This is a genomic window from Streptomyces sp. NPDC107581 (genome assembly GCF_055657175.1).
Genome location: NZ_JBVKBH010000006.1, coordinates 283,803 through 310,401, shown reverse-complemented (window position 1 = coordinate 310,401; position 26,599 = coordinate 283,803). Strand labels below are relative to the sequence as shown.

Annotated in this window: 21 protein-coding genes and 1 tRNA gene; 11 read left to right on the top strand and 11 right to left on the bottom strand. The window is 71.5% G+C overall.

Annotation, left to right across the window (positions count from 1 at the left end; translation table 11 throughout):
* Positions 1 to 76 precede the first annotated feature (76 nt).
* Both ACZ7P3_RS17565 and ACZ7P3_RS17560 read left to right on the top strand, forming a co-directional pair.
* The gene (locus tag ACZ7P3_RS17565; RefSeq protein WP_472082509.1) at positions 77 to 916 is read left to right on the top strand and encodes an SDR family oxidoreductase; all 840 of its coding nucleotides are present in this window, start codon (positions 77 to 79) and stop codon (positions 914 to 916) included.
* Positions 913 to 1,818, top strand: a complete 906-nt coding sequence (locus ACZ7P3_RS17560) for an SDR family oxidoreductase (RefSeq protein ID WP_472082507.1) — start codon at positions 913 to 915, stop codon at positions 1,816 to 1,818. Before ACZ7P3_RS17565 ends, ACZ7P3_RS17560 begins: the two co-directional genes overlap by 4 nt.
* 171 nt (positions 1,819 to 1,989) lie before the next feature.
* Here ACZ7P3_RS17560 and ACZ7P3_RS17555 read toward each other — a convergent pair whose 3' ends face one another.
* Both ACZ7P3_RS17555 and ACZ7P3_RS17550 read right to left on the bottom strand, forming a co-directional pair.
* Complete coding sequence (locus tag ACZ7P3_RS17555; RefSeq protein WP_472082505.1) at positions 1,990 to 2,877, bottom strand: hypothetical protein; 888 nt, start codon at positions 2,875 to 2,877, stop codon at positions 1,990 to 1,992.
* Between the two features lie 239 nt (positions 2,878 to 3,116).
* Positions 3,117 to 4,877, bottom strand: coding sequence for a glycoside hydrolase family 35 protein (locus ACZ7P3_RS17550; RefSeq protein ID WP_472082503.1), 1,761 nt, complete (start codon positions 4,875 to 4,877; stop codon positions 3,117 to 3,119).
* Between the two features lie 92 nt (positions 4,878 to 4,969).
* Here ACZ7P3_RS17550 and ACZ7P3_RS17545 point away from each other — a divergent pair, with 92 nt between their 5' ends.
* From ACZ7P3_RS17545 to ACZ7P3_RS17530, 4 genes are all read left to right on the top strand, one after another.
* On the top strand, positions 4,970 to 5,848 hold the full coding sequence (locus ACZ7P3_RS17545; RefSeq protein WP_472082501.1) for a helix-turn-helix domain-containing protein: 879 nt from the start codon (positions 4,970 to 4,972) through the stop codon (positions 5,846 to 5,848).
* A 56-nt stretch (positions 5,849 to 5,904) separates the two neighbouring features.
* Complete coding sequence (locus ACZ7P3_RS17540; protein WP_472082499.1) at positions 5,905 to 6,255, top strand: chorismate mutase; 351 nt, start codon at positions 5,905 to 5,907, stop codon at positions 6,253 to 6,255.
* A 232-nt stretch (positions 6,256 to 6,487) separates the two neighbouring features.
* On the top strand, positions 6,488 to 8,968 hold the full coding sequence (gene pepN, locus ACZ7P3_RS17535; RefSeq protein ID WP_472082497.1) for an aminopeptidase N: 2,481 nt from the start codon (positions 6,488 to 6,490) through the stop codon (positions 8,966 to 8,968).
* A 111-nt stretch (positions 8,969 to 9,079) separates the two neighbouring features.
* Complete coding sequence (locus ACZ7P3_RS17530; protein WP_472082495.1) at positions 9,080 to 9,913, top strand: NmrA family NAD(P)-binding protein; 834 nt, start codon at positions 9,080 to 9,082, stop codon at positions 9,911 to 9,913.
* A gap of 208 nt (positions 9,914 to 10,121) precedes the next feature.
* Here ACZ7P3_RS17530 and ACZ7P3_RS17525 read toward each other — a convergent pair whose 3' ends face one another.
* On the bottom strand, positions 10,122 to 10,667 hold the full coding sequence (locus ACZ7P3_RS17525) for a GNAT family N-acetyltransferase (RefSeq protein WP_472082493.1): 546 nt from the start codon (positions 10,665 to 10,667) through the stop codon (positions 10,122 to 10,124).
* 262 nt (positions 10,668 to 10,929) lie between these two features.
* Here ACZ7P3_RS17525 and ACZ7P3_RS17520 point away from each other — a divergent pair, with 262 nt between their 5' ends.
* Together ACZ7P3_RS17520 and ACZ7P3_RS17515 are read left to right on the top strand one after the other, a co-directional pair.
* A complete protein-coding gene (locus tag ACZ7P3_RS17520) occupies positions 10,930 to 12,333 on the top strand; it encodes a pyridoxal phosphate-dependent decarboxylase family protein (RefSeq protein ID WP_472082491.1) in 1,404 nt (467 codons plus the stop codon).
* The gene (locus tag ACZ7P3_RS17515; protein WP_472082489.1) at positions 12,330 to 13,742 is read left to right on the top strand and encodes a lysine N(6)-hydroxylase/L-ornithine N(5)-oxygenase family protein; all 1,413 of its coding nucleotides are present in this window, start codon (positions 12,330 to 12,332) and stop codon (positions 13,740 to 13,742) included. Before ACZ7P3_RS17520 ends, ACZ7P3_RS17515 begins: the two co-directional genes overlap by 4 nt.
* A gap of 34 nt (positions 13,743 to 13,776) precedes the next feature.
* On the opposite strand, the gene ACZ7P3_RS17510 is transcribed toward ACZ7P3_RS17515, so the two are convergent.
* Positions 13,777 to 15,582, bottom strand: coding sequence for a bifunctional metallophosphatase/5'-nucleotidase (locus ACZ7P3_RS17510; protein WP_472082487.1), 1,806 nt, complete (start codon positions 15,580 to 15,582; stop codon positions 13,777 to 13,779).
* A gap of 262 nt (positions 15,583 to 15,844) precedes the next feature.
* On the opposite strand from ACZ7P3_RS17510, the gene ACZ7P3_RS17505 reads away from it, so the two are divergent.
* Positions 15,845 to 16,540: an SIMPL domain-containing protein gene (locus tag ACZ7P3_RS17505; RefSeq protein WP_472082485.1), complete on the top strand. Its 696-nt coding sequence runs from the start codon at positions 15,845 to 15,847 to the stop codon at positions 16,538 to 16,540.
* A gap of 154 nt (positions 16,541 to 16,694) precedes the next feature.
* A complete protein-coding gene (gene pyk, locus ACZ7P3_RS17500) occupies positions 16,695 to 18,131 on the top strand; it encodes a pyruvate kinase (protein ID WP_472082483.1) in 1,437 nt (478 codons plus the stop codon).
* Between the two features lie 78 nt (positions 18,132 to 18,209).
* Here the strand turns inward: pyk and ACZ7P3_RS17495 are convergent.
* Positions 18,210 to 18,284 (bottom strand) — tRNA-Leu (locus ACZ7P3_RS17495).
* Between the two features lie 100 nt (positions 18,285 to 18,384).
* Between ACZ7P3_RS17495 and ACZ7P3_RS17490 the strand changes: the two genes are divergently transcribed.
* Positions 18,385 to 19,041: an ANTAR domain-containing response regulator gene (locus ACZ7P3_RS17490; RefSeq protein WP_472082481.1), complete on the top strand. Its 657-nt coding sequence runs from the start codon at positions 18,385 to 18,387 to the stop codon at positions 19,039 to 19,041.
* Positions 19,042 to 19,328: 287 nt separating this feature from the next.
* Here the strand turns inward: ACZ7P3_RS17490 and ACZ7P3_RS17485 are convergent, their stop codons facing one another.
* The 6 genes from ACZ7P3_RS17485 to ACZ7P3_RS17460 all read right to left on the bottom strand — a co-directional run bounded on the left by ACZ7P3_RS17485 (position 19,329) and on the right by ACZ7P3_RS17460 (position 26,592).
* Positions 19,329 to 20,045, bottom strand: a complete 717-nt coding sequence (locus ACZ7P3_RS17485; RefSeq protein ID WP_472082479.1) for an ABC transporter ATP-binding protein — start codon at positions 20,043 to 20,045, stop codon at positions 19,329 to 19,331.
* The gene (locus ACZ7P3_RS17480; RefSeq protein ID WP_472082477.1) at positions 20,042 to 21,055 is read right to left on the bottom strand and encodes an ABC transporter ATP-binding protein; all 1,014 of its coding nucleotides are present in this window, start codon (positions 21,053 to 21,055) and stop codon (positions 20,042 to 20,044) included. Before ACZ7P3_RS17480 ends, ACZ7P3_RS17485 begins: the two co-directional genes overlap by 4 nt.
* A 5-nt stretch (positions 21,056 to 21,060) precedes the next feature.
* Complete coding sequence (locus ACZ7P3_RS17475) at positions 21,061 to 22,842, bottom strand: branched-chain amino acid ABC transporter permease (protein WP_472082981.1); 1,782 nt, start codon at positions 22,840 to 22,842, stop codon at positions 21,061 to 21,063.
* A gap of 5 nt (positions 22,843 to 22,847) precedes the next feature.
* Positions 22,848 to 23,786, bottom strand: a complete 939-nt coding sequence (locus ACZ7P3_RS17470; RefSeq protein ID WP_362680158.1) for a branched-chain amino acid ABC transporter permease — start codon at positions 23,784 to 23,786, stop codon at positions 22,848 to 22,850.
* A gap of 110 nt (positions 23,787 to 23,896) precedes the next feature.
* Entirely contained in the window at positions 23,897 to 25,120 is a 1,224-nt protein-coding gene (locus ACZ7P3_RS17465; protein ID WP_472082474.1) for a branched-chain amino acid ABC transporter substrate-binding protein, read from the bottom strand.
* 980 nt (positions 25,121 to 26,100) lie between these two features.
* A complete protein-coding gene (locus ACZ7P3_RS17460; RefSeq protein ID WP_472082472.1) occupies positions 26,101 to 26,592 on the bottom strand; it encodes a PaaI family thioesterase in 492 nt (163 codons plus the stop codon).
* Positions 26,593 to 26,599 lie beyond the last annotated feature (7 nt).

The following is a 26,599-nucleotide window of genomic DNA, read 5'->3' as shown; positions in this document are numbered from 1 at the left end:
CAACGCCTTTCCACCAAACATTTGTTAGGTGTGAGGCTTCGAAGCTAGCAGTCGTCGAAGACGAGCGGGAGGCCCTGTGGAAAACTCCGCACGCAGCGCGGCGGGGCCTGTGGACAATGCGCTGCGGGGCAGGACCGTCGTCGTCACCGGCGGCACCCGGGGCGTCGGGGCAGGTGTCGCACGGGCCTTCGCCGCATCCGGCGCCCAGGTGCTGGCCTGCGCCCGCCGTCCCCCCGAACAGCCCCTCGACGGCGTGGAGTTCGCCCCCCTCGACCTGCGCGACCCGCCCGCGGTGCGCGCCTTCTTCAGCGCGCTGCCCCGGCTCGACGTGCTCGTCAACAACGCCGGCGGCACCCCGTACCGGCGACTGGCCGACGCGGACGCCGAGCGGCACGCCCGGGTCGTCGAACTGAACCTGATCACCCCGCTGACCGCCTCCCTCGCCGCCTACGAGCACCTCAGGCGCACCCGGGGCTCGGTCGTGATGATCGGCAGCGTGAGCGGCGCCCGCCCCTCGCCCGGCTCGGCCGCCTACGGAGCCGCCAAGGCGGGCCTGGCGAACCTGGCCGCTTCCATGGCCGTGGAGTGGGCGCCGGAGGTCCGCGTCAACACGCTGGTCGTCGGCATGGTCCGCACCGAGCTGTCCCATCTGCACTACGGCGGCCCGGACGGCCTCGACGCCGTCGCCCGCACCGTTCCGCTCGGGCGGCTCGCCGGCCCCGCGGACGTCGGCGCGGCGGCCGTCTTCCTCGCCTCCGACGCGGCTGCCTACATCAGCGGGGCGAGCCTGCTGGTGCACGGGGGCGGGGAGCGGCCCGCGTTCCTCGACGCCGCGACCGCCCGCGAGGGATCCCACCGCCCGGACGCGGTGGGCGAGCCCCATCGAGAAGACCGCCGGCAAGGAGGCCCGGAATGAGTGGAATCTGTGCAGGACGCGTGGTCGTCGTCACGGGTGCCGGACGGGGGCTGGGCCGGGCCCACGCCCTGGCCTTCGCCGCCGAGGGCGCCCGGGTCGTCGTCAACGACCTCGGGGTCGGGCTGGACGGGGTGCCGGGCCCCGACAGCCCGGCGGCGGCCGTCGTCACGGAGATCCGGGCGGCGGGCGGCGAAGCCGTCGCGCACGGCGGCGACATCGCGACCGCCGAGGGGGCCGCCTCGCTCGTCCGGACGGCCGTCGAGACCTACGGCCGGCTCGACACCCTCGTCAACAACGCCGGCTTCCTGCGCGACCGCATGCTCGTCAACCTCGACGAGGACGACTGGGACGCCGTACTCCGCGTCCACCTCAAGGGCCACTTCCTGCCGCTCAGGCACGCCGCCGCGCACTGGCGGGCCGAGGCCAGGGCCGGGCGCACACCGGCGGCCCGGATCGTCAACACCAGCAGCGGGGCCGGCCTGCTGGGATCGGTCGGGCAGGGGAACTACAGCGCCGCCAAGGCCGGGATCGTCGGGCTGACCCTCGTCGCGGCGGCCGAACTGGCCCGCTACGGCGTCCGGGTCAACGCCGTCGCGCCGGCCGCCCGCACCCGTATGACGGAACGTACCTTCGCCGAGACCATGGCGGCCCCGGCCACCGGCTTCGACGCCATGGCCCCCGAGAACGTCTCCCCGCTCGTCGTCTGGCTCGGATCCGCCGCGAGCGAGGGCGTGACCGGCCGGGTCTTCGAGGCGGAGGGCGGCCGGATCACCGTCATGGAGGGCTGGCGTCCGGGCCCCACCACCGATCACGGGGAGCGCTGGACACCGGCCGGAGCGGGGGAGGCCGCGCTGAAGCTGCTGGCGGCGGCCGAGGTGCCGGGTGCGGTGTACGGGGCCTAGGAGCGAGGCGGTCCAGCCGGTCGGGCGGGCGGGCGCCGCGGGCCGGCGCCCGCTCATGAAAGGCAGGAAGCGGATCACGCTGTCCAGCTTGTCCGGCTCGTCCGTGCTGAACACCTCGCCGGCCCCGACGATGTCACGTGCCCGGCGACGGGAGGGAGCCGGTAGTGCGGGCTAGGTGTCGCACTCCAGTACCGTCCGGCACAGACCGCACCGGGCGCGGACCCGACCCCGTACCGGCACCCTGATCCGCTGGTGGCAGGTGGGGCACGGAAACGACACCCGCAGGTGCCCGCCGGGTCCGGGGTCGGCGGTGAAGGCGTAGGGCCCGGCGGGCTGCACCCCGGGAGCACGGCGGCGGTCGTGGGCGTAGCGGCGGCGCCCCGTCCAGCCGGCTCCGGTCAGCGGCGGCTGCTGCTCGTCCTGCCGGGCCCGGGCCATGCCCGCGACGTAGGCCGTGTACGCCTGCGGGCTGGTGAACCACACGGAGGGATCCTCGTGGAAGAGCAGGGCCCTTTTGGCGAGCACGTAGCCGAACTCCTCCGGGGTCAGATAGCCCAGCTTCTGGGAGGAGGCCCGGTCCTCACGGTAGGCGTCCAGCAGCAGCCAGCCGGCCCCCAGATAGGTCGTCGCCGTGTCCGTCAGGATCTCGTTCTCCGCCGTGGTGGGGAAGGCGAGGCCGAGCCGGTGCAGATAGACGTGCATCACCTCGTGCGCGAGGGCCGCGCCGATGTCCCTGCGATGGGTGCGGAAACGGTCGTTCAGCTCGACGAAGTACTCGGGGCCCGCTGCGAGTTCGACGTTCGCCGCATGGGTCATCTCCCGGAAGCCGACGATCAGCCGGGCCTCCGGCAGCCGGAAGTGCCGCACGATCTCCCGGGCCACCCGCTGCGCCCCCAGGTGCAGGTCGTCCGTGTCGCAGAAGGCCACGTCGGCGGGGACCACACTGGTCGGGAAGGTCTGGACGGTGTCGTACGACAGCCGTCTGTACAGCGCGGTAATGGCGGCCCGCACCGTCTCCAGATGCGGGTACCCGTGCTCGACCGGTCCGCCGTTCGCCACGTCCGACCCCCAAAGACGCTCGGAACTCCCTTCCACTCTATGCGGGTGTGCGCGGATTTTCGCCGCCCGGATCCCGGCTGTGGGCACGAGGGCCGTCCCTGTCGTGCACCCGTGCGATCTCCGGAAGGGCCCGGCGGGGACCCCTCGCAACGACCACCACACCCGGCCCACCGCTCACACCGGCAGCAGCCGCGGTCACACCGGCAGCAGATGCGGGTCACACCGGCAGGCGGCGCGGGTCACACCGGCAGCAGGCGCGGGGCGGACGGGCGCCGGCCCGGCCCCGCCTCCCGGAGCTCCAGCACCCACACCTCGTTCTCGCCCTCCCGCAGGACCGGACCGGGGACGTACAGGGAGCGCTGCGGTCCCACCGACCAGTAGCGGCCCAGGCCGAAACCGTTCACCCAGACGAAGCCGCGCACCCAGCCCGGCAGTTCGAGCCGCGCGTCCCCGGCGCCACGGACCGTGACGGCGCCCCGGTACAGCCCCGGTGCGCCGTCCCCGGGCGGCGCACCGAACGGCACCGCCTCCACACCGCCCGCGAAGGCGTCCAGGTCCAGCCCGCGCGCGCGTACCCCGTGCAGATACTGCCGCTCGTGCAGGACGCCCCCGGTGATGCCCTTCGCCTCGCCCGAGCGCGGACCGTAGTTGACCCTCCCCAGGGACTCCACCCACAGCTCCACGCGCGCGGGACCCGCGACGGGTTCCTTCAGCCGGGGTTCGTCCTCGCCGAGCACCCCGGCCCGCTCGCCGTCGACGTACACCACCGCGAGATCCCTGAGTCCGCGGACCGTCAGCGGGTACGGCTGCCGCGGCCCGGGCACACCGACCTCGTAGCGCACCAGCCCCCGGGAGACACCCAGTTCCTCGAACGTCGGCGGTACGGGCGTGACGGTCTCCTCGCCGCCGAGCGCCTCCAGTACGTCACCCAAGGGTGCCCATCCGGTCAGCGCCACGTCCGTAGGATTTCCCAACGCAGCAGGTGGCGGCGGCGGTTCGGGCAGCGGACCGGGGTGGTACCCGGCCAGTGCCTCCCGGAAGCGCCAGAACTTCTCCGTGGGGCGGCCGTACTCGTCGACGGGGGCGTCGTAGTCGTAGGAGGTCACGTCCGGCTCCAGCGGGCCCTCGTGCAGCTCGCCGCCCCGGTTGGCCCCCGCCCAGCCCGCGAAACTCGTGCCGCCGTGCGCCATGTACACGTTCACCGAGGCCCCGCACTCCAGGATCTCCCGCAGGGTCCCGGCCGCCTCCCCGGGGTCCCGTACGACGTGGGCGCCGCCCCAGTGGCCGAACCAGCCGCACCAGAACTCCATGCACATCAGCGGCCCCTGCGGGCGGTGCCGGCGCAGGGTCTCGAAGGCCGCGCGCGCGTGGGAGCCGAAGTTCACCGTGGCGAGCAGGCCCGGCAGCGAGCCGCCGGTCAGCATGTGGTCCTCGGGACCGTCCGAGGTGAACAGCGGGACCGTGACCCCCTCGGCCCGCAGCAGGCCGGCCAGCTGCTCCAGGTAGTCCGCGTCCGAGCCGTAGCTGCCGTACTCGTTCTCGACCTGCACCATGACCACCGGGCCGCCGTGGTCGATCTGCCGGGGCACGATCTCGGGCAGCAGACGGCGGAACCAGCTCCGCACGCGGAACAGGAAGCGCTCGTCACGGGTACGCGCGCGCGTGCCCGCCTCGCCCGTCACCCAGTGCGGCAGCCCGCCGTTCTCCCACTCGGCGCAGATGTACGGGCCCGGCCGCACGATCGCCCACAGGCCCGCCGCCCGGACCGCGTCCAGGAACCGCCCGACCGCCTGCACGTCACGGTACCGGCCCGGGCCCGGCTCGTGCAGGTTCCACGGGACGTACGTCTCCACGCAGTTGAGGCCCATCGCCCGCAGCATTTCCAGCCGGTGCCGCCAGTGCCCCTCGTGCACCCGGAAGTAGTGCAGCGCGCCGGACAGCAGCCGTACCGGTCGTCCGTCCAGCAGGAAGTCGGATTCCCCCACCGTGAACTCGCTCATGCGGCCAAGCCTCGGCCCTGGCGGAGGTGCGCACCATGGACGAAGATCGGCGCTGCTTGGACAAAAGTCCGCCGCCGCCGGGAGGAGCGCCGATGTACCACACCTGGATGCGGTTCTTCAGTCCCGGCCCGGCCCACCACCGCCTCGGCCTGGTCTGCCTCGGCGTCGGACTCCAGTACGGCGCGCTGCCCACGGTCGGCCCCCGCACCCTCGACCACCATGTGGCGGTCGTGATCAGCACGGGCCGCGGCTGGTACCGGGGCGCCGACGGCCGCCGTACGACCGTCACCGGGCCGGCGCTGCTGTGGCTCACCCCCGGTGTGCCGCACCACTACGGGCCCGACCCGGGCACGGGCTGGGACGAGGGCTTCGTCGACTTCGCCGGACCCGCCACCACGACCTACACCGAACTCGGCTACATCGAGCCCGGGCGGCCCGTCGTCCCCCTCGCGGACGCGGCAGGACCCCGCGCGGTCGTCGCCCGCATCGCCCGCGCCGCCCGCCGTGGCAACCCGCTGCTGGAGGTGGAGACCGGCGCCGCCGTCCACGAGCTGCTCGTCGCCCTGCGCCGCGCCCGCGCCGACCTCGCACCCGACGGCGACCAGGTGCTCCAGGCCCTCGCCCGGGACGCCTGCCGGCCGATGAGCGTCGCCGACCACGCCGCCCGGCACGGGATGACCCCCGCCGAGCTGCGCGGAGCCGTCCGCCGCGCCGCCGGATGCAGCCCCAAGGACTATCTGCTCGGCATCCGCCTGGGCCGCGCCAAGGAACTCCTCGCCGCCACCGAACTGCCCGTCGCGGCGGTCGCCCGCCGCGTCGGCTACGACGACCCGGCCTACTTCTCCCGCCTGTTCACCCGCCGGGTGGGCCTCGCCCCCGTCCGCTTCCGCGCCCAGCAGGGGCGCAGCGTCCCCGGCGGCTGGAGCGACCGGATCCCGGATCCGGACGACCCTCCGATGCTCCAGGGGTGACCGCATGCTGATCGGGGGATGAAAGGGGCGCTGAGCTCCCCTTAAAGTTGGCCCACATGACCATCAGCAACACCGGTAGCGGTGACGTCGACCCCGAGGTCCGCCAGGAGCTGGAGCGGCTGCGCGACAGCATCGACAACATCGACGCGGCGGTCGTCCACATGCTCGCCGAGCGCTTCAAGTGCACCCAGCAGGTCGGCCGGCTCAAGGCGCTGCACCAGCTGCCGCCCGCCGACCCGGCCCGCGAGGCCAAGCAGATCGAGCGGCTGCGCAGCCTCGCCGGGAACGCCAAGCTCGACCCGGCCTTCGCCGAGAAGTTCCTGAACTTCATCATCGCCGAGGTGATCCGGCACCACGAGTCCATCGCCGAGGACACCGCGAACGGTCAGCCCGCCTCGGCCGGCTGATCCACGGCGGCGGCCGGCGGGAGTGGCGGTCGGAGGGGGGTGGCGGCCGGCGGAAGCGGACGGTACGGAGGGGGACGGCGGCCGGCGGGGTGGCGGCCGAGGGTGGGCCGGGCGGTGCGGAGGGACGGCGGCCCGGCGGGCGGACCGGACAGGGAGGAGTGCGGGAGCGGACATTTGACGCATACCGATCCGCCTCTGTGCGCTGTCGGTGCCATCGGGCAGCATGGCCTGCATGTCCGTCATCACGCGCGACGAAGCGCAGCTCCGAGCACAGTTCCTCGACGTTCACCGCTACAGCATCGAACTCGACCTCACCACGGGGGACGAGACGTTCGACTCCCGCACGGTGATCACGTTCACCGCGAGGTCCGGCGGGGACGCGTTCGTCGAGCTGAAGCCCGCCGAGCTGCGCGCCGTCACCCTCGACGGCCGGCCCCTCGACCCGGGGTCCTTCCGTGATGACCGGCTGCCGCTCGAGAACCTCACCGCCGGCGAGCACGAGCTGCGCGTCGACGCGGTCATGCGCTACTCCCGCACCGGTGAGGGCATGCACCGCTTCACCGACCCCACCGACGGCGAGACGTACGTCTACACCCAGCTGTTCCTGGACGACGTCCAGCGGGTCTTCGCCGCCTTCGACCAGCCCGACCTGAAGGCCGTCTTCGACCTCACGGTCACCGCGCCGCAAGGCTGGACCGTCCTCGCCAACGGCATCACCGAGCACCTCGGCGAGGGCCGCTGGCAGGCCGCCACGACCCCGCTGATCTCCACCTACCTCGTCGCCGTCGCCGCCGGCCCCTGGCACTCGGTGCGCACCGAGCACCGCGGCCTGCCCTTCGGCATCCACTGCCGCCGCTCCCTCGCCCGCCACCTCGACGCCGACACCGAGGAGATCTTCGAGATCACGCGCGCGTGCTTCGACCGCTACCACGAGAAGTTCGAGGAGCCCTACCCGTTCGACTCCTACGACCAGGCGTTCGTACCCGAGTTCAACGCGGGCGCCATGGAGAACCCGGGCCTGGTCACCTTCCGCGACGAATTCGTCTACCGCTCCGCCGTCACCGACACCGAGCGGCAGACCCGCGCCATGGTCATCGCGCACGAGATGGCCCACATGTGGTTCGGCGACCTCGTCACCCTCAAGTGGTGGGACGACATCTGGCTGAACGAGTCCTTCGCCGAGTACATGGGCTACCAGACCACGCTCGAGGCGACCCGCTTCACCGAACCGTGGGTCGAGTTCGGCGTCACCCGCAAGGCCTGGGGCTACGACGCCGACCAGCGCCCCTCCACCCACCCGGTCGCCCCCGAGGCCGTCGACGACACCGCCGCCGCCCTGCTCAACTTCGACGGCATCTCCTACGCCAAGGGCGCCTCCGCACTGCGCCAGCTGGTGGCCTGGCTCGGCGAGAAGGACTTCCTCGCCGGCATCAACATCCACTTCCAGCGGCACAAGTTCGCCAACGCGACCCTCGCCGACTTCATCGACTCCCTCGCCGCCGCCACCGAACGCGACGTGCACGCCTGGGCCGACGCCTGGCTGCGCACCACCGGCGTGGACACTCTCACCCCGGCGACCGACTCGGCCGACGGTGCCTGCACCCTGACCGTCGACCGCGCGGGCAGCCGCCCGCACCGCGTCAGCGTCGGCCTGTACGACCGCGACCTCACCGACGAGGGCCGCCTCGTCCTGCGCGAACGCATCGGCCTCGACGTCCCGCAGACCGCCCCGCAGCCCATCGGCAAGCGCCCCGCGCTGCTCCTGCTCAACGACGGCGACCTGACCTACGCCAAGGTCCGCTTCGACGACGGCTCCTTCGAGGCGATCCGCACCGGCCTGTCCGGGCTGCCCGACCCGCTCACCCGCGCGGTGGTGTGGAACGCACTCAGGGACGCCGTCCGGGACGGGGAACTCCCGCCCGCGGCCTACCTGGAGACGGCCCGCGCCCATCTCCCGCTGGAGACCGACCTGGCCCTCGTCCAGGGCGTCCTCGCCTTCGCCTCGGCCTACGTCGCCGACCGCTATCTGCGCCCCGAGGACCGCCCGGCCGCCCTCAGCACCCTCACCGCCCTCTGCCGCGACCTGCTGCGCCGTACCGAGGACGGCGACAACCCCGGCCTGCGCCTGATCGCCGTACGGCACTACGTCGACGTCGCCGCCCACCCCGAGACCATCGCCGCCTGGCTCGCCGACGGCACGGTGCCCGGCGGACCCGAGCTGGACCCCGAGCTGCGCTGGCGCGTCCTCGGCCGGCTCGCCGTGCTCGGCGCCACCGACGAGGCCGCCATCGCCGCCGAGCTGGACCGCGACCCGTCCGCCACCGGCCAGGAGGGTGCCGCCACCTGCCGTGCCGCCCTGCCCGACCCGGAGGCCAAGCGCACGGCCTGGGAGGCGATGTTCACCGGCGACGACCTGTCCAACTACCTGTTCACGGCGACCGCGCGGGGCTTCTGGCAGCCCGAACAGGCCGACCTGGTCCGGGAGTACGTGCCGCGCTACTACGAGGACGTCGTCGCGCTCGCCGCCCGCCGCGGCCCGGCCATCGCCGTCGCCGCCGGCCGCTGGGCCTTCCCGCGGTACGCCGTCGACGCCGAGCACCTCGCCCTCGGCGAGGCCTGTCTGCGCGAGGCCGGCCCGGCCGTCGCCCTGCGCCGCAAGCTCGCCGACGAACTGGACGACCTCGCACGGGTGTTGCGGGTGCGCGGGGAGTAGGACCGGCGACGTAGGGCACGGCTGGTCCCTGCAGACGATGCGGCGGGCCGATCCTCCTCCTAGGCTCGAGCGGGCCAAGGACGATCAGCCCGAGCCCCCGGAGGCAGATCCGTGATCGTAGTGACCGGTGCGACCGGCAACGTCGGCCGTGCCCTTGTCGGACGTCTTCTCGCCGCCGGCGCGCCCGTGCGGGCGCTGACCCGCGACCCGCGGCGGGCCGGCCTGCCCGAGCGGGCGGAGGTGGTGCGGTTCGACCCGGACGAGCCCGCCGCCCTGTTCGCCGGAGCGACGAAACTCTTCCTCTACGCCCAGGCCGGCACGGCCGCCCTGCTGGAGGCGGCCCGTGAGCACGGGGTGCGGCACGTGGTGATGCTCTCCAGCGGGATCATCCAGGAGGGCGCCGACGAGACCCACCCCATCCACGTCATGCACGCCGACGTCGAGCGGCAGGTCCGTGAGAGCGGGCTCGCCCGGACGTTCCTGCGGCCCAACGCGTTCGCCACGAACGCCCTCCAGTGGGCGCCGCAGATCCGCGCCGGCGAGAGCGCCGTCCGCGGTGTCTTCGCGGACGCGCTGAGCGCACCCATCCACGAGGACGACATCGCCGCCGTCGCCGAGCGCGCCCTGCTGGACGACGGCCACGAGGGCGCCGCGCACCGGCTGACCGGCCCCGCGGCGACCAGCAACGCCGACCAGGTCGCGGCGATCGGGCGGGCCGTGGGCCGGGAGCTGACCTTCGCCGAGGTGCCGCCGCAGGACGCGGGAGCGGAACTGTTCCCGCACGTGCCGCCGCCCGTGCTCGACCGGCTGCTGCAGACCTTCGAGGCGAGCCGCGGCGTCCCACCGGAGATCACCGACACGGTCGAGAAGGCCACCGGCGCCCCCGCCCGCACCTTCGCCCAGTGGGCCCACGACCACGCCGAGGACTTCCGCCCCCAGCGCTAGCCGCCGGGACGCGGCCCCGGCCACGGCGGTGCCGGGCCGTGGCCGCCCGGACGCGGCTCCGGCAACAGGAACGCGGCTCCGGCAACAGGAACGCGGCTCCGGCAACAGGAACGCCGCCCCGGCAACAGGAACGCCGCCCCGGCAACAGGAACGCCGCCCCGGCGGCAGGGGCGCCGCCCCGGCAACAGGGACGCCGCCCCGGCCCGCCCTAGCCGCCGGGGCGCAACTCGGCCCGTCGTACGGCTCCTTCGCGCGGTCCTGTCCGCCGGTTGCCCGCCCCCGGGGCAGCCGGCGCGGCGGCGTCCAGGGTGAAACCGAGCCGCTCCAGGAAGCGCGCACCGGAGTGCCAGCCGGCCGGGACCGTCGCCGTGACCAGGGACACGGCCCCGGCCCGGGCCAGCAGGGCCTCGGCCAGCGCGCGCCCGAGACCCCGCCCACGTGCCCAGGGCGCCAGCAGGAACAGGCCCACGGCCACCGCACCGGGCTCAGGATGGTCCCGGACGGCGTCCACCAGACCCGCGACCACGCCGTCCCGCTCCAGCACCAGGAGCACCTTGTCCTCGGGGCGCGCACCCCGGGGCAGCGCGTAGAACAGGCTCTGCACGTCACCCGGCCCCGACGGCAGCCCGGTCGCCGCCACGAACCAGTCCTCGCACTCCTCGAAGAGCGTCAGCAGCGGCGCCTCGTCCGCGGGAGAGGGCGCACGCACCACCACCCGTTCACCGGGCACCTCGATCATCCATGCGTCAACCATCCGACCGACGTTAGCCGCGGGCCGTCACGCTCCAACGCGTTTTCCCCGTACGGCAGTACCCACTTTCGGGTTCCGGTCGTTGGGCTTTACGGACGCGCGGCCCTCTTCCCGTACAAGCTGGAAGTCCCCGTACAGAAGCCCCCGTACACGACCCTCGTACGCAAGCTCCCGTCCCCGTAGTCGAACCCTCGTGCAGAGAGCGCCGTACAAGCCGGCAACCGCACGGACGTCGACCTTGCCCCCGCGCCCCGGAGGAGAGCCCATGAGTACGCCGCCCCTCGCCTCAGGACCGGACGGCCCAGAAGCCCTCCGTCCGCTCCTGGACACCGTTCTCGACGCCCTCGCGGCCGGCCGGCTGGCCCGCGGCGGACCGCTGCCCGCCGGAGGGCCCCCGAGCGTCACCGCACGCGTCGCGGACGTCCTGGGGGAGGTGCTGCCGGAGGACGGCGACCCCGGCGCCCTGCGTACCCTCGTGCACCTCTTCGCCGAGGGCGCCGCCGACCCCGCCGACCCGCTGTGCGCGGCCCACCTGCACTGCCCGCCGCTCGCCGTCGCCACCGCCGCCGACCTCGCCGCGAGCGCCCTCAACCCCTCGCTGGACTCCTGGGACCAGGCCCCGGCCGCCTCCGCGCTGGAGGCCGAGGTCACCCGCGCCCTCGCGCACGAGATCGGCCTCGCCGACGCCCTGGTCACCACCGGCGGCACCGAGTCCAACCAGCTCGCCCTGCTGCTCGCCCGCGAGGCGCACGGCGGCAGCGTCCGACTGGTCTGCGGGGCGGGCGCCCACCACTCCCTGCCGCGGGCCGCCTGGCTGCTCGGCCTGCCCGACCCGGTCGTCGTCCCCTCCCCGAACGGCCTCCTCGACCCCGCCGCCCTGCACGAGGCCCTCACCACGCTCTCCGGTCCGATACTGGTCGCGGCCACCGCCGGCACCACCGACGCCGGCCTCATCGACCCGATCCCGGAGATCGCCGGCCTGTGCACCGCCCACGGCGCCCGTCTGCACGTCGACGCCGCCTACGGCGGGGGCCTCGCCTTCAGCGAACGGCACCGCGAGAAGCTCGCCGGGCTCGAAGCCGCCCACACCGTCGCCCTCGACCTGCACAAACTCGGCTGGCAGCCGGTCGCCGCCGGCCTGCTCGCCGTCGCCCGGCCCCGCGAACTCGCCGTCCTCCACCAGCACGCCGACTACCTCAACGCCGGGGACGACACCGAAGCCGGACTGCCCGACCTGCTCGACCGCTCCCTGCGCACCACCCGCCGCCCGGACATCCTCAAGATCGCCGTCACGCTGAAGACACTGGGCCGCAGCGGCCTCGGCGCCCTGGTCGACCAGGTCTGCGCGCGCGCCCGCGCCTTCGCCGCCCTCGTCGAGGACCACCCCGGCTTCGAGCTCTACGACCGGCCCGCCATCAGCACGGTCCTGTTCAGGCCCGTCGAGGCGGACGACGCCGCCGTGGCCGCCGTACGCCGCAGGCTGCTGTACGAGGGCCGGGCCGTCCTCGGCCGGGCCCGCCTCGACGGCCGCCTCTGGCTCAAGGCCACCCTCCTCAACCCGCACACCCTGCCGGACGAACTGGCCCGGCTCCTCGCACTCGCAGAAGGAACGGCCCCTCAAGGAACGGCCCCAGAAGGAACGACCCCCGAAGGAACGACCTCCAGATGACCACCCCCCCACTCCATGAGCCGGACTCCCCCCGCGACCTGGTCGGCATCGGCATCGGACCGTGCAACCTCTCCCTCGCGGCCCTCGCCCACCCGCTCGCCGAACTCGACGCCGTCTTCTACGAACAGCGCCCCGGCTTCGACTGGCACCCCGGCCTGCTCATCGAGGGCGCCACCATCCAAGTGCCCTTCCTCGCCGACCTGGTGACGCTCGCCGACCCCACCAGCCCCTGGAGCTTCCTCAACTACCTGCGCGGCCGGGAGCGGCTCTTCTCCTTCTACTTCGCCGAGCACTTCCACATCCATCGCGCCGAGTACGACGCCTACTGCCGCTGGGTCTCCCAGCAGCTGCCCGGGCTGCGCTTCCGCCACCAGGTCGACGCCGTCCGCTGGAACCCCGAACGCGACGTGTTCGAGGTCGACTTCACCCAGCTCGACGCCGAGGGCGAGGCCGAGTCCACGGGCCGCACCTTCAGCCGCAACGTCGTCCTCGGCGTCGGCACCGCGCCCTACGTGCCCGACCCCCTCAAGCCCCTCGTGGAGGCGTCCGGCGTCCCGGTCGTCCACGCCGCCGACTACCTCGACCACCGTGCCGCCGTCCTCGCCGCCGACCACGTCACCGTCGTCGGCTCCGGACAGTCCGGCGCCGAGGTCTTTCTCGACCTGCTGCGGCACCGCCCCGCGGGCCGCGAGAAACTGCACTGGATCGGCCGCAGCGAGGCGTTCGCGCCGATGGAGTACTCCAAGCTCGGCCTGGAGCACTTCACCCCCGACTACACCCGCTACTTCCACGCCCTCGCCGAACCCGTCCGCGACCGGCTCGTCGCCGCCCAGGGACAGCTGCACAAGGGCATCGACGCCGGCACGCTCGCCGCGATCCACGACGAGCTGTACCGGCGCACCCTGCACGGCGGCTGGCCCGAGGCCGTCCTCACCCCGGGTGTCCGTGTCCGCACCGCCGGACGCATCGCCACCACCAAGGTCGAACTCCACCTGGAACACCTGGAACAGGGCAGCCGCTCCCGGCTCACCACCGACGCCGTCGTCCTCGCCACCGGCTACCGCCAGCGCCCCCTCGACCGCATCCTGGCCGGGCTCGACCCCTACCTGCGCCGTGACAGCGGCGAAAGACCGCGCATCGACGCCGAGTTCCGGCTGGTCCTGGACCCCTCGGTCACCGGATCGGTCTACGTCCAGAACGCCGAGCTGCACACCCACGGCGTCGGCGCCCCCGACCTCGGCCTCGCCGCCTGGCGCAGCGCCACCATCCTCAACTCCCTGACCGGGAAGGAGCCCTATCCGCTGCCCGCCCGAACGGCTTTCACCACGTTCGGACTTCAGGAGCCGGGGCACCGGGTCCCGCAGACCCGGCAGGCGACACCGCTGACTCCGCTCGTCGGGGGAAGGTGACGAGCGGACAGCGCCGGAAAGGAGCCGGCCGGTCCTAGAACACCGGCGTTCCGTTCCGCGTCAGCCTCCAGTCCGCGGACGCGAAGTCCTTCGGGTCCAGGACGCCCTTGGCGGTGACCCACTCGGCGATCCGGGTGCGGATCTCCGTCGACTCCGACCACAGCTCCTTGGCCGAGGCGACGTACGGGAAGGCTCCGCCGCCGTTGGCGCGGTAGTTGTTCACCGCGAACACGAACTGCTGGGTGTCGTCCAGCGCGGCGCCGTGGAAGGTGAGGTTCTTGATCCGCGACCCGGCCGGCTGGGCGATGTCGATGTCGTACGACAGGCGCGAGACGTAGTCGTAGTTGTAGTCCGGACGGCCGCCCTCGTTCGTCAGCTTCTCCACGTCGACGGCGGCGTCGGCGGCCGTCCGGACGTAGTACTCCGCCGAGTACTCCAGGTACGCCCGCACCTGCGCGCCCGTCAGCAGCTTGGCGACCAGCGTGTTGTCGTACACGTACAGGCTCGACAGGTCCCGGACGGTCACGTCGCCGGCCGGGATCGCGGAGGTCCGGGAGAACGGCGAGGCCTGCGCGATCACCGGCAGCGAGGCGTACGGGGTGCCGGCCAGCGCGGCCTTGACCACGTCCTCCTGGACCTTGGTGATCAGGTCGATGATCGGAGCGTCCTTGTAGCGGGCCTCGACCGTGGTCAGGGTCTCGGTCGCGCGGCCCACCACCTGGTTGACGTACGCGACGACCTTCGCGTGCTCGTCCTTCAGCAGCCTGGTGATCTTCGGGTCGTCGGCGACCGTGTTGGAGTTGCGCAGCGAGGCGGAGACCGACTCCACCGTCCACTCGCCCTTGCTGAACACCAGCTCGATGTCGAAGAGGGTCAGCCGTTCGGCGTAGCAAAGCGGCTCGGAGAGGACGACCGTCCTGCCCGTCCGCTCGTTGGTGACCTTCAGCTCCGGGATCTCCACATGTGCGTGGCCGACCAGGATCGCGTCGATGCCGGGCACCTGCCGGGCCACGTTGGCGGCCGCGTTCTCCACATAGGGCACCTGGTCGCCGTACGAGGACGTGCCGGAGGTGCCCGAGTGCGCCGAGACGACGACCACGTCCGCGCCGAGGGAGCGCAGCTTCGGCACCCACTTCGCGGCCTGCTCCTCCAGGCCCTCGAACGCCAGCCTGCCCTGCACATAGGCCTTGTCCCAGATCGCGATGCCGGGGTTGGTCAGGCCGAGCACGGCGACCTTGACCGGCGGGGCGCCGTGGACGTGGAACGTCTTGATGACGTAGGGCGGGAAGGCCGGCCTGAGCGTCCTCGCGTCGACCGCGTTGGCGCCGAGCAGCGGGAAGCGCAGCTGGTCCTGGAACTTGCGCAGCGTCTCGATGCCGTAGTTGAACTCGTGGTTGCCGAGCGCCGCCGCGTCGTACCCGATCGCGTTCATCGCCTGTGCCATCGGGTGCACCGGGCCGCCCTTGGCGGTGATCGGGTCGACCTTGGCGTAGTAGTACGCCAGCGGGGTGCCCTGGATCGTGTCGCCGGCGTCCAGCAGCAGCGTGTTGCAGCGGCCCTTCTCCTCGCGGACCTGGTCGACCAGGGTCGAGATCCGGGCCAGGCCCATGGCGTTGCCCGCCTTGTCGGAGTACTCCGCGTCCTTGAAGTAGTCCCAGTTGAAGACGTTGCCGTGCAGGTCGGTGGTGCCCATGACGGTGAGGGAGTACCGCTTCACGTGCCGGGCGGGCCGCGCCGCCGGTGCCGCCTCGGCCGCCGGAGCGGCAGCCGCTCCCGCGATCGCCGCTCCCGCCCCGGTCGCGGCGGACTTCTTCAGGAACTTCCGGCGGTTCAATGGCATCTCTTGATCTCCTCGTGGAATGGTCAACGACGCGCGTAGATTCTGACCTGAGCATGACGCGCGGCAACAGGTCCATGAGGTTGCGATCAGGTGACCGATCGCATGAACTCCGGCCGCCGAGGCGGGGACGCAGGCTCCGGCCGCCGAGGCGGGAAGGGCAGACCCCGGCCGCCGGTGAGGGAAGGGGGCACACCTCGGTCGCCGGTGAGGGATGGGCGAACTCCGGCCGCCGGTGCGGGAGGCGCGTGACACAGTGGGGCGTATGACCTCTGCGGCCACCGTCCCGTACGGCACCCCCGACGCGCCCCTCCTCGTGGTCCGTGGCGAGGCCGAACTCGAGGTCGACCCCGAGGTCGCCCGGGTCGGCGTGACCGTGAGCGCCCGCGGCCGCGACCGGCGCTCCGCGCTCGACGACCTCACCCGTCGCAACGCCGCCGTCCTCGACCTCGTGAAGTCCTACGGGGACGCGGTGGAGGAGCTGTCCACCGGGGCCTTCTCCATCACCCCGGAGCTGACCGAGCGCGGCCGGGGCGAGCGGGTGCGCAGCTACCAGGGCCGGGTCCTGATCGGCGCCGAGTTCGCCGACTTCGCCGTCCTCGGTGAACTGACCACCCGCCTGGCGGACTTGGAGCTGACCCGGGTGGACGGCCCCTGGTGGTCCCTGCGCCCCGGCTCGCCGGTGCATGCCGAGGCCCGGCGGCGGGCGGTCGCCGACGCCGTCCAGCGGGCCCGGGAGTACGCCGAGGCCCTGGGTACCTCGGTCGCCGCCCTGATCGAACTGGCGGACACCGGCACCGAGCGCCCGCGGGCCGCACGGGCGGCCTTCGGGCAGGGCGTCCGGCGCATGAGCATGGCCGACACGGCGGAGGAGGTCGAGCCCCTCGACCTGGAACCCGCACGCCAACGGGTGACCGCCCAGATCAGTGCGCAATTCACGATGCTGCCGCCGCGGCTGTGAATTGCACGGGCCGGGAACCGACGCCCGAAAAGAATCGCTCATAGGAGCGGGTCGCCGCACAATTCAACACTTGTCAATAACCCTTTACGCAAAGGTTGTTGAGTGGTCATGTAGCCCGGATTCTCTACCGGCGGGTAAGGCCTAGGCTCGAATCATGCGCCGAGCAAAGATCGTCTGTACTCTTGGGCCCGCCACCGACTCGTACGACCAGATCAAGGCATTGGTCGAGGCGGGAATGGACGTCGCCCGCTTCAACCTCAGCCACGGCACTCACGCCGAGCACGAGGAGCGTTACCAGCGCGTACGGAAGGCGGCCGACGAAACCGGCCGCAGCGTCGGAATCCTCGCCGACCTTCAAGGTCCGAAGATCCGGCTCGGCCGTTTCAGTGAAGGACCCGTACTCCTTGAACGCGGCGACTCGTTCACGATCACTGTGGAGGAGGGCGTCGAGGGCGACCGCCACCGGTGCGGCACCACCTACGCCGGCCTCGCCGCCGACGTCACCCCGGGTGAGCGCGTCCTCGTGGACGACGGCAAGGTCTGCCTGGAGGTCACGGCCGTCGACGGACCCCGGGTGCACACCCGGGTGGTCGAGGGCGGTGTGATCTCCGACCACAAGGGCCTCAACCTCCCCGGCGTCTCCGTCTCGGTGCCCGCCCTCTCCGAGAAGGACGAGGACGACCTGCGCTGGGCGCTGCGCACCGGCTTCGACGTCATCGCGCTGTCCTTCGTCCGCAGCGGCAAGGACGCCGAGGACGTCCACCGCATCATGGACGAGGAGCGCCGCCGCCTCCCGGTGATCGCCAAGGTCGAGAAGCCGCAGGCCGTCGACGCGATCGACGACATCGTCGCCTCCTTCGACGGCATCATGGTCGCGCGCGGCGACCTGGGCGTGGAGATGCCGCTGGAGCAGGTGCCCATCGTGCAGAAGCGCGCCATCAAGCTCGCCCGGCGCAACGCCAAGCCGGTCATCGTGGCCACCCAGATGCTGGACTCGATGATCGACAACTCCCGCCCGACCCGCGCCGAGGCCTCGGACGTGGCCAATGCGGTCATCGACGGCACGGACGCGGTGATGCTCTCCGGCGAGACCAGCGTCGGCAAGTACCCGATCGAGACCGTGCGGACCATGGCGAAGATCGTGGAGGCGGCCGAGGAGGACATCCTCGCCAAGGGCCTGCCGCCGCTGACCGAGCGGAACAAGCCGCGCACCCAGGGCGGCGCGGTCGCCCGGGCCGCCGCCGAGATGGGTGACTTCCTCGGCGCGAAGTTCCTGGTGGCCTTCACCCAGTCGGGAGACACGGCCCGGCGGCTGTCCCGCTACCGTTCGCCCATTCCGCTGCTGGCCTTCACCCCGGAGCCGGCCACCCGCTCCCAGCTCAGCCTGACCTGGGGCGCGGAGACCTTCCTCGGTCCGCACGTCGACTCCACGGACGCCATGGTCGACCAGGTGGACGAACTGCTGCTGAAGTACGGCCGCTGCCGGAAGGGTGACGTCGTGGTCATCACGGCGGGTTCCCCGCCCGGTGTCTCCGGCTCGACCAACATGGTCCGGGTGCACCACATCGGCGAGGACGACAGCCCGAGGTAAAGGGTCCCCGGGAACGGCAAAGGGCCCCTCACGGCTGGGGGCCCATCAGAAATACTGACCTTGGAATCCAAGGAAAAGTGCCCCGAGTCGGACTCGAACCGACACTGTACGGGTTTTGAATCCGTTGCCTGCTGCCAATTGGGCTACCGGGGCTCGCAGAATCAAAGGTTTCCCCCGACCCTCCGCGCGTCCACCATACCGTAGCTAGGTAGGCTCTTGTAAGCAGCGCCCCTGCCCCGAACGAGGAGCCCCCGTGACCGCCGAGTCGCCCCAGCCCGTAGACGCGCCCGACGACGACAGGTCGCACGTGCCTCCGCTGACGACCCGTGTCGTCATCGCCGAGGACGAGGCCCTGATCCGGCTCGACCTGAAGGAGATGCTGGAGGAGGAGGGGTACACCGTCGTCGGCGAGGCGGGGGACGGGGAGCAGGCCGTGGAGCTGGCCCGGGAGCACAAGCCGGACCTGGTGATCCTCGATGTGAAGATGCCCAAGCTGGACGGCATCTCCGCGGCCGAGAAGATCGCCGAGGAGTCCATCGCCCCGGTCCTGATGCTCACCGCCTTCTCGCAGCGTGACCTGGTGGAACGGGCCCGCGACGCCGGCGCGATGGCCTATCTGGTGAAGCCGTTCAGCAAGAGCGACGTCGTACCGGCCATCGAGATGGCCGTCTCCCGGTTCACCGAGCTGAAGCAGCTGGAGCAGGAGGTCGCCGACCTCACCCAGCGGCTGGAGACCCGCAAGCTGGTCGACCGCGCGAAGTCCATCCTGCAGACCGAGTACGGGCTGACCGAGCCCGCCGCGTTCCGCTGGATCCAGAAGACCTCGATGGACCGCCGGATGTCGATGCAGCAGGTCGCCGAGGCCGTCATCGCGGACAGCGACGAGAAGAAGGCCGCCAAGAAGGGCTGAACGCCGCACTTGAACGCACCGGGCCGCACTTGAACGAGCCGGCCGCGCATGAATCCACCGGCGGTACCGGCACGCACCGGCCGCGCATGAACGCACTGGCGGTACAGGTACGCACTGGCGGTACAGGTACGCACCGGCGGTACCGGCACGCACCGGCCGCACCGGAACGACGAGGCCCGCGCCCCGGAGAAGAGGGGCGCGGGCCTCGTCGCCCACAAGGAGCGCGGTGAACTGCGCGGCAGGCCGCGGACGACCCACGGCTCGCAACGGCGTCCGCGGCGGAGCGTCTAGTCCTCGCCGAGGTACGCCTTGCGCACCGACTCGTCGTGCAGCAGATCCTGGCCCGTGCCGGACAGGACGACGTTGCCGACCTCCATGACATGGCCCTGGTCGGCGAGCGAGAGCGCCGCCTGGGCGTTCTGCTCGACCAGCAGGATCGTCGTGCCCTGGGACTTCAGCTCGGAGATCGTGGCCATGATCTTCTGCATCATGATCGGCGACAGGCCCATCGAGGGCTCGTCCAGCATCAGCAGCTTGGGCCGGGACATCAGTGCCCTGCCCATCGCCAGCATCTGCTGCTCACCGCCCGAGAGGGTGCCGGCGGCCTGCTTCCTGCGCTCCCCGAGGATGGGGAAGAGGTCGTAGGCGCGCTGGATGTCCTTCTCGATGCCGTCCTTGTCCTTGCGGAGGAAGGCGCCGAGCTGGAGGTTCTCTGTGATGGTCAGGCGCGGGAAGATGTGCCGACCCTCGGGGGAGTGAGCGAGCCCGAGCGCGACGATCTTGTGCGCCGGGACGCCCGCGAGCGGCTTGCCGTCGAAGACGATCTTTCCCGAAACGGGCTTGAGCAGACCCGACAGTGTGCGCAGCGTCGTCGTCTTGCCGGCGCCGTTGGTGCCGATGAGGGTGACGACCTGGCCGGCCTCGACGCTGAACGAGATGCCCTTGACGGCCTCGATCTTGCCGTAGGCGACCCTGAGGTCCTCGACCTCCAGCAGTGCGGTCACGGGGTCTCTCCCTTGGTGGTGCCGGTGGTGCTGTCCGCCCCGGTGCTCTCCTCGCCGGACGGTCCGGCGTCCCCCGTGCCCTCGGCGTCCGCCGCGCCGGCCTCGGCCGTAGCCGCGCCGGTCGCAGCCGCGTCGGCCTCGGAAGCTGCCGTGTCGGTCTCGGCGGGTCCGGTGGCTGCCGTGTCCGCCCCGGCCGCTGCCTCGGCGGCCTCGACCTCGGCGGCCTCCGCCTCTCCGGGATCGCCCTCGAAGGGCTCACCCAGATAGGCGGCGACGACGCGCTCGTCGGCCTGGACGACGTCGGAGGTGCCCTCGACGAGCTTCTCGCCCTGCACGAGCACGGCGACCCGGTCGCACAGGTTGAAGATGAAGCGCATGTCGTGCTCGATGACGAGGACGGCGATGCCCCGGTCCCGGATGGCGAAGACCAGTTCCTCGGTGGTCCGGGTCTCCTGCGGGTTCATGCCGGCCGTCGGCTCGTCGAGCAGCAGCAGGCCCGGCTCGCTCGCCAGTGCCCGGGCGATCTCCAGCTTGCGCTGCTCGCCGTAGGGCAGGTTGCGCGCCAGGTGGTCGCGCTTGGCGGCGAGGCCGACGAACTCCAGGAGTTCCATGGCCTTCGCCTCGGACTCCTTCTCGGCCTTGCGGAAACCGGGGCCGCGCAGCAGCGCGGACCACAGGCCCTCCTTGGTCCGCGTGTGGCGGCCCACGAGGACGTTCTCCAGGACGGTCATGTTGGCGAAGAGCCGGATGTTCTGGAACGTACGGGCGATGCCCGCCTGCGTCACCAGGTGCGGCTTGGGCGGCAGCACCTTGCCCTGGTAGGCGACCGTGCCCTCGGTGGGGATGTACAGACCGGTGAGGCAGTTGAAGAAAGTGGTCTTGCCGGCACCGTTCGGGCCGATGAGGCCGACGATCTCGCCGCTGTTGACCGTGAAGTCGACGGACCGGACGGCGGTCAGACCGCCGAAGCGCATCGTGACGTCACGGGCCTCGAGTACAGGTGTCGTCATGGTTCTCACGCCCCTGCCTTGGTGACGGCCGGATCGTCGGTCAGCGTCGTCTGCGCCGGTACGTCGAGCTGGCCGGTCTCGTGGAACTCCAGCTGGCGGCGGCGGTTGGCGATGATGCCCTCCGGCCGGAACCGCATCAGCAGGATCAGCGCGATGCCGAAGGCGAACAGCTCGTAGTTCTGCAGGAACTGGAGCTTCTCCGGGACCAGGTAGAGCACGCTCGCGCCGAGCAGCGGGCCGCTGACGGTGCCCATGCCGCCGAGGACGACGGCGGCCAGCAGGAAGGCCGAGTTGGGCGGGGCGGCGCCCGCGAACTGGTACGGCTGCGGGTTCACGCTGTAGTTGACGTGCGCCATCACGGTGCCGGCGAGGCCCGCGAGGGAGGCGCCGAGGGCGAAGGCGACCAGCTTGACGCGGAAGCCGTTGATGCCCATGGCGGTGGCGGCGGTCTCGTCCTCGCGGATGGCGATCCAGGAACGGCCGATACGGGAGTCGGAGGCGCGGGTGAAGACGAGCACGACGATCGCCGTGACGATGAGCATCAGGAACAGGTAGTTGGCGAACCGGCCCAGGGTGAACCCGCCGATGTCGTGTGCCTCGCCCAGGTTGAACCCGAAGATGTTCAGGTCCGGGATCTGGGTGATGCCGTTGGGGCCGCGGGTGATGTTCGGTCCGGAGTCGCCGTCGAGGTTGTTGACGGTGATGCGGAAGATCTCACCGAAGCCGAGCGTGACGATGGCCAGGTAGTCGCCGCGCAGCCGCAGGGTCGGCGCACCGATCAGCACACCGAAGACCAGGGAGGCGGCCATGCCGGTCAGGGCCGCGGCCCAGAACGGGAAGTGCACGCCGGAGAACCGGGAGTACTCCGAGCCGGAGACCAGGGCGGCCGCGTAGGCGCCGACGCCGAGGAACGCGACGTAACCCAGGTCGAGCAGACCGGTGAGGCCGACGACGATGTTCAGGCCGAGGGCGACGGTGGCGAAGATCAGGATGTTCACGCCGACGTTGGCGTTGTGGTCGTCGCTCTGGGTGAAGGGGAAGATCACCGCGGCGACGAAGGCGAGCGAGGAGGCGAACGCCTTGTGCTGGGCGGAGAGCGTCGCGAAGCGGTCGACGAGACCGGTGTGCATCAGGGCCCAGGCGGCGAAGACGAACAGGAGCAGGAAGCCGATGAAGGTCTCGCTTGCGTCGTTGTCGATGCCGATGCCGTAGGTGAAGGCCACCAGGGCGATGGCGGTGCCGGCGGTGATGATGCCGCGCTCGGCGAGCGGCGACAGCTTGCCGGGGCGGGGCTGCTCGGGCTTGGTGAGGTAGCCGCGGAAACCGGTGCCGGGAGCCGGGTGGGGCAGCGCGAGGGCGCCCACGACGGGCAGCGCGGAGGCCAGCATGGCCACGTACGCGCCCGGGTCGAGGTTGACCAGGCCGCCGAGGTCGACGGCGATGGCGATGCCGGTGAACCAGCAGACGGCGAACGCCGACAGGGCCGTCAGCAGAACGGGGGAGGTGGCGTCGGCCGGGTTCAGCCAGCGCAGCCCCTTCACGTTCCACAGGGTGAGCCCGAACAGCAGGGTGAGGGCGCCGCCCACGAGGGCCAGGATCTGCAGGCCCGCCGGGTAGCCGTAGACGGTCAGGTCGCCGGGGAAATCGGGCGTCCAGGTCCAGCTGAGGAAGGTGCTGGCGATGGTGCCCACGGCGCCGACCGCGATGAGCAGCCGGGCCACGGCGGTCGGCAGCGGGACAGGCCCGCGGCCGACCGCGGCCGGTGCCTTGGTGGTGGTGTCGGTCATGCTGCTCACGCCCTGTCCGCGACGCGTTCGCCGAGCAGGCCCTGTGGCCTGAACAGCAGTACGAGGATGAGGAGGACGAAGGCCCACACGGCGGCCCAGCCGCCTCCGCCGAGCTGCTGCATGCCAGGGATGTCGGAGATGTAGGCGGTGGCCATGGCCTCGGCCACGCCGAGGACGAGACCGCCGAGCATGGCGCCGTAGATGTTGCCGATGCCGCCGAGGACGGCCGCGGTGAACGCCTTCAGACCGGCGATGAAGCCCATGTCGTAGGAGACGGAACCGTACTTGAGGCCGTACGACACACCGGCGACGGCCGCGAAGAAGCCGCCGATCGCGAAGGCGATGACGATGATGCGGTTGGTGTCGATGCCCATCAGCTGGGCGGTGTCCGGGTCCTGGGCGGTGGCCTGCATGGCACGGCCGGTGCGGGAGAGCCGGACGAAGAAGGCGAGGACCGCCATGCACAGCGGGGCGGCGATGATCAGGAAGACGTCACCGCTCTGCACGGTCACGGACCCGATGTGCAGCGGGCCGAACGGCAACTGCGGGAAGACCCGGGCGGACTTGGCGTCGCCGTCGACGTGGTACCAGTTGAAGACCGCCTGCTGCAGAGCGAGCGACAGGCCGATCGCGGTGATCAGCGGGGCGAGGCGTGGCGCGCCGCGCAGTGGCCGGTAGGCGAAGCGCTCGGCGCCGACGGCGATGAGGACGGCCACCAGCGCGCCGCCGATGAGCATCGCCGGCAGGGCTATCCACATGGATATGCCGTCCGGCAGAACGAGGTAGACCGTGAGGGCGCCGAAACCTCCGGTCATGAAGATCTCGCCGTGGGCGAAGTTGATGAGCTGGACGATGCCGTACACCATCGTGTAACCGATGGCGATCAGCCCGTACATCGAGCCGAGGAACAGCCCGTTGGCCAGCTGCTGCGGCAGGGTGTTCACCGCATGGCCTCCATGTGGTGGGGAGAGTCAAGGGGGGCGGAGAAGGCGGGCCGCGCGGTGACGGTGGTCTGCGCCGCGCGGCCCTGGTGATGCGGAGTGTCCGGCTGGGACTACTTCGGGTTGGCGACGCCGCTCTTGACGGACTTCCACTCGCCCTTGGTGACCTGGTAGACGGTCAGCTGCTTGTTCGTGGTGTCGCCGTACTCGTCGAACGCGATCTTGCCGGAGATGCCGTCGAACGAGCTGCTCTGGACGCCTTCGACGACCTTGGCGCGGGCGTCGTCCGGAACCTTGCCGTCCTTCACGACCGAGGCGACGGCCTTGATGATCGCCGTGGTGGCGTCGTAGGCGTAGGAGCCGTAGGTGCCGTAGTCACCGGGGTACTTCTTGGCCTTGTAGGTGGCCACGAACTCCTTGGCGGCGGGCAGGGTGTCGACAGGAACGCCGATCGAGGTCACCAGGTCGCCCTCGGCGGACTTGCCGGCGGTCTTGATGTAGGTCGGGGTGAACATGCCGTCGCCGCCGAACAGCGGGATCTTGGCACCGGCGTCCTTGAGCTGCTTGGTCAGCACCTCGGACTCGTCGTACTGGCCGCCGTAGTAGAGCAGGTCGGCGCCCGAGTTCTTGATCTTGGTGGCCAGGGTGGAGAAGTCGCGGTCCCCCACGCTGATGTGGTCGGTGCCGGCGATCTTGCCGCCCTGCTTGACGAACTGCTCCTTGAAGATCTTGGAGAGGCCCGCGCCGTAGGTCTGCTTGTCGTCGACGACGAACGCCTTCTTCTTGTGGATGCCGTTGTAGGCGTAGTCCGCCGCGTAGGCACCCTGCAGCGCGTCGGTGGTCGCGGTGCGGAAGTAGGTCTTGAACGGGCGGGACTTGCTGGTCTGCCAGTTCTTGCCCTGGGTCAGCTCGGGCGCGGTGTTGGACGGGGAGATCTGCACCAGGTTGGCCGTGGCGAAGACCTGCTGCATCTGCGTGGCCACACCGGAGTTGAGCGGGCCGACGACACCGAGCACGCTCTTGTCGGAGACGAGCTGGGTGGCGTTCTGCTGGCCGGTGGCGGGGATCGCCTTGTCGTCCAGAGCCTTGATCTTGAAGGTGACACCGGGGACGGTCTTGTTCTTGTTGGCGTCGTCGACGGCGATCTGCGCGCCGTACTGGATGCCGAGGCCCGTCGCGGAGTTCTGGCCGGTCAGCGGGGCGTCGACGCCGATCGTGACCGTCACGTTGCCGCTGTCGCCGCCCTTGCTGTCCTTGTCGCGGGAGCCACATGCGGTGAGGGTCAGAGCTCCGGTGGTCAGCACGGAGGTAAGAATCACCAGAGAACGCTGTCGCACAATCGATCCTTTCCGCAGGCACGTCCGCCCCTCTTCAGGGGACGGGGGGTGCCGCGCCGGTACCGAACTCCCGATGGAGCGGTGACTGGCCGTGACTCTAAGCGTGTGTGGGGAACGTGGAGGAGGGCTTGACCAAGGCTGTGACGCTCTTGTTATGACACGAGGTAATGCAGAGCGGTACAGCGTGGGGGGAAAGCAGGAATTCAGTCCGATTCGCCCCGTCCGCATTCTGAGAACCTGCAGGACTCGCCAAGATCTGTTCAGGCGTCTCGGCGGTTTTGGTGATTACGCGCCACTGTTGCTGCGGGCGACTTTCGGGGCTGCCGAGGGGAGTTGCGCGCCGTGGGAACCGGGAGTCAAACCACGAATGTGTATTGCACGCGTATTACGTAGAGTTACACCGAGGAAAGGGAGTCCAGGCTTCGGAACTTCTTCGCATTTCCCTGCAAGGGGGCGCGGCCAAGTGGTGCCGCCCGCGAGGGGGTTGCGGCGGCGGGGGCGGCACGACGCGGGTGCGGGGTGCGGGGCGTGCGGGGCGTGGTGCTCGGGGCGTGCGGTGTGGGGCGCGCGGTGTGGGGCGGTGGTGCGTGCGGTGTGGGGCGCGCGGTGCGGGGCGGTGGTGCGTGCGGTGTGGGGCGCGCGGTGCGGGGCGGTGGTGCGTGCTGTCCGGGCCGGGCGCTCGCCGTACACCGACCCTGGGCGTGAGCGCCCCGGCGGCCCCGGCGGCCCGTCAACTCATGGGCCGCGACGGCCGCTTGCCCGCCCCTTCTGGCTCCGCACCGCAACGGCCGGTCACGGCAGGGAACGGTCCTGTCGCGCGGGCGGTCGTGGGTGGGGAGCGGTCTTGTCGCCCGGGAGATGGCGAAAGAGAGCGGTCCTGTCGCGCGGGCGACTGCGGCAGGAATGATCCCGCCGTCCGGGCGGCTCCGTCGACAGGGCGTGACGGCTCGGCGGGGCCCGACGGCCCCGCCGGGACACTGTCAGGCGTGGGTCCGGTGGACGTGCGCCTCGTCGCCCCCGCGTACGTCCCGCAGCAGGCAGGTCAGCCGGGCGCTGCACACCCGGCGGCCCTCCTCGTCACTGATCACGATCTCGTACGTCGCCGTCGACCGGCCCCGGTGCACGGGCGTGGCCACACCGGTGACCAGGCCCGAGCGGACCCCGCGGTGATGCGTGCAGTTCAGGTCCACGCCGACCGCGATCTTCGAGATGCCGCCGTGCAGCATGGAGCCGACCGAACCCAGGGTCTCCGCCAGCACCGCGGAGGCGCCCCCGTGCAACAGGCCGTAGGGCTGAGTGTTGCCCTCCACCGGCATCGTCCCGACGACCCGCTCCGCCGAGGCCTCCACGATCTGCACGCCCATCCGCGCCCCGAGGTGGCCCGCCGAGAACAGTGCGGGCAGGTCGATGCCGAGCGCGGCGTACTCGTCGATGACCTCCTGCGGGAATTTCACCTGCTGCTGCTCACCCATGGGCCCG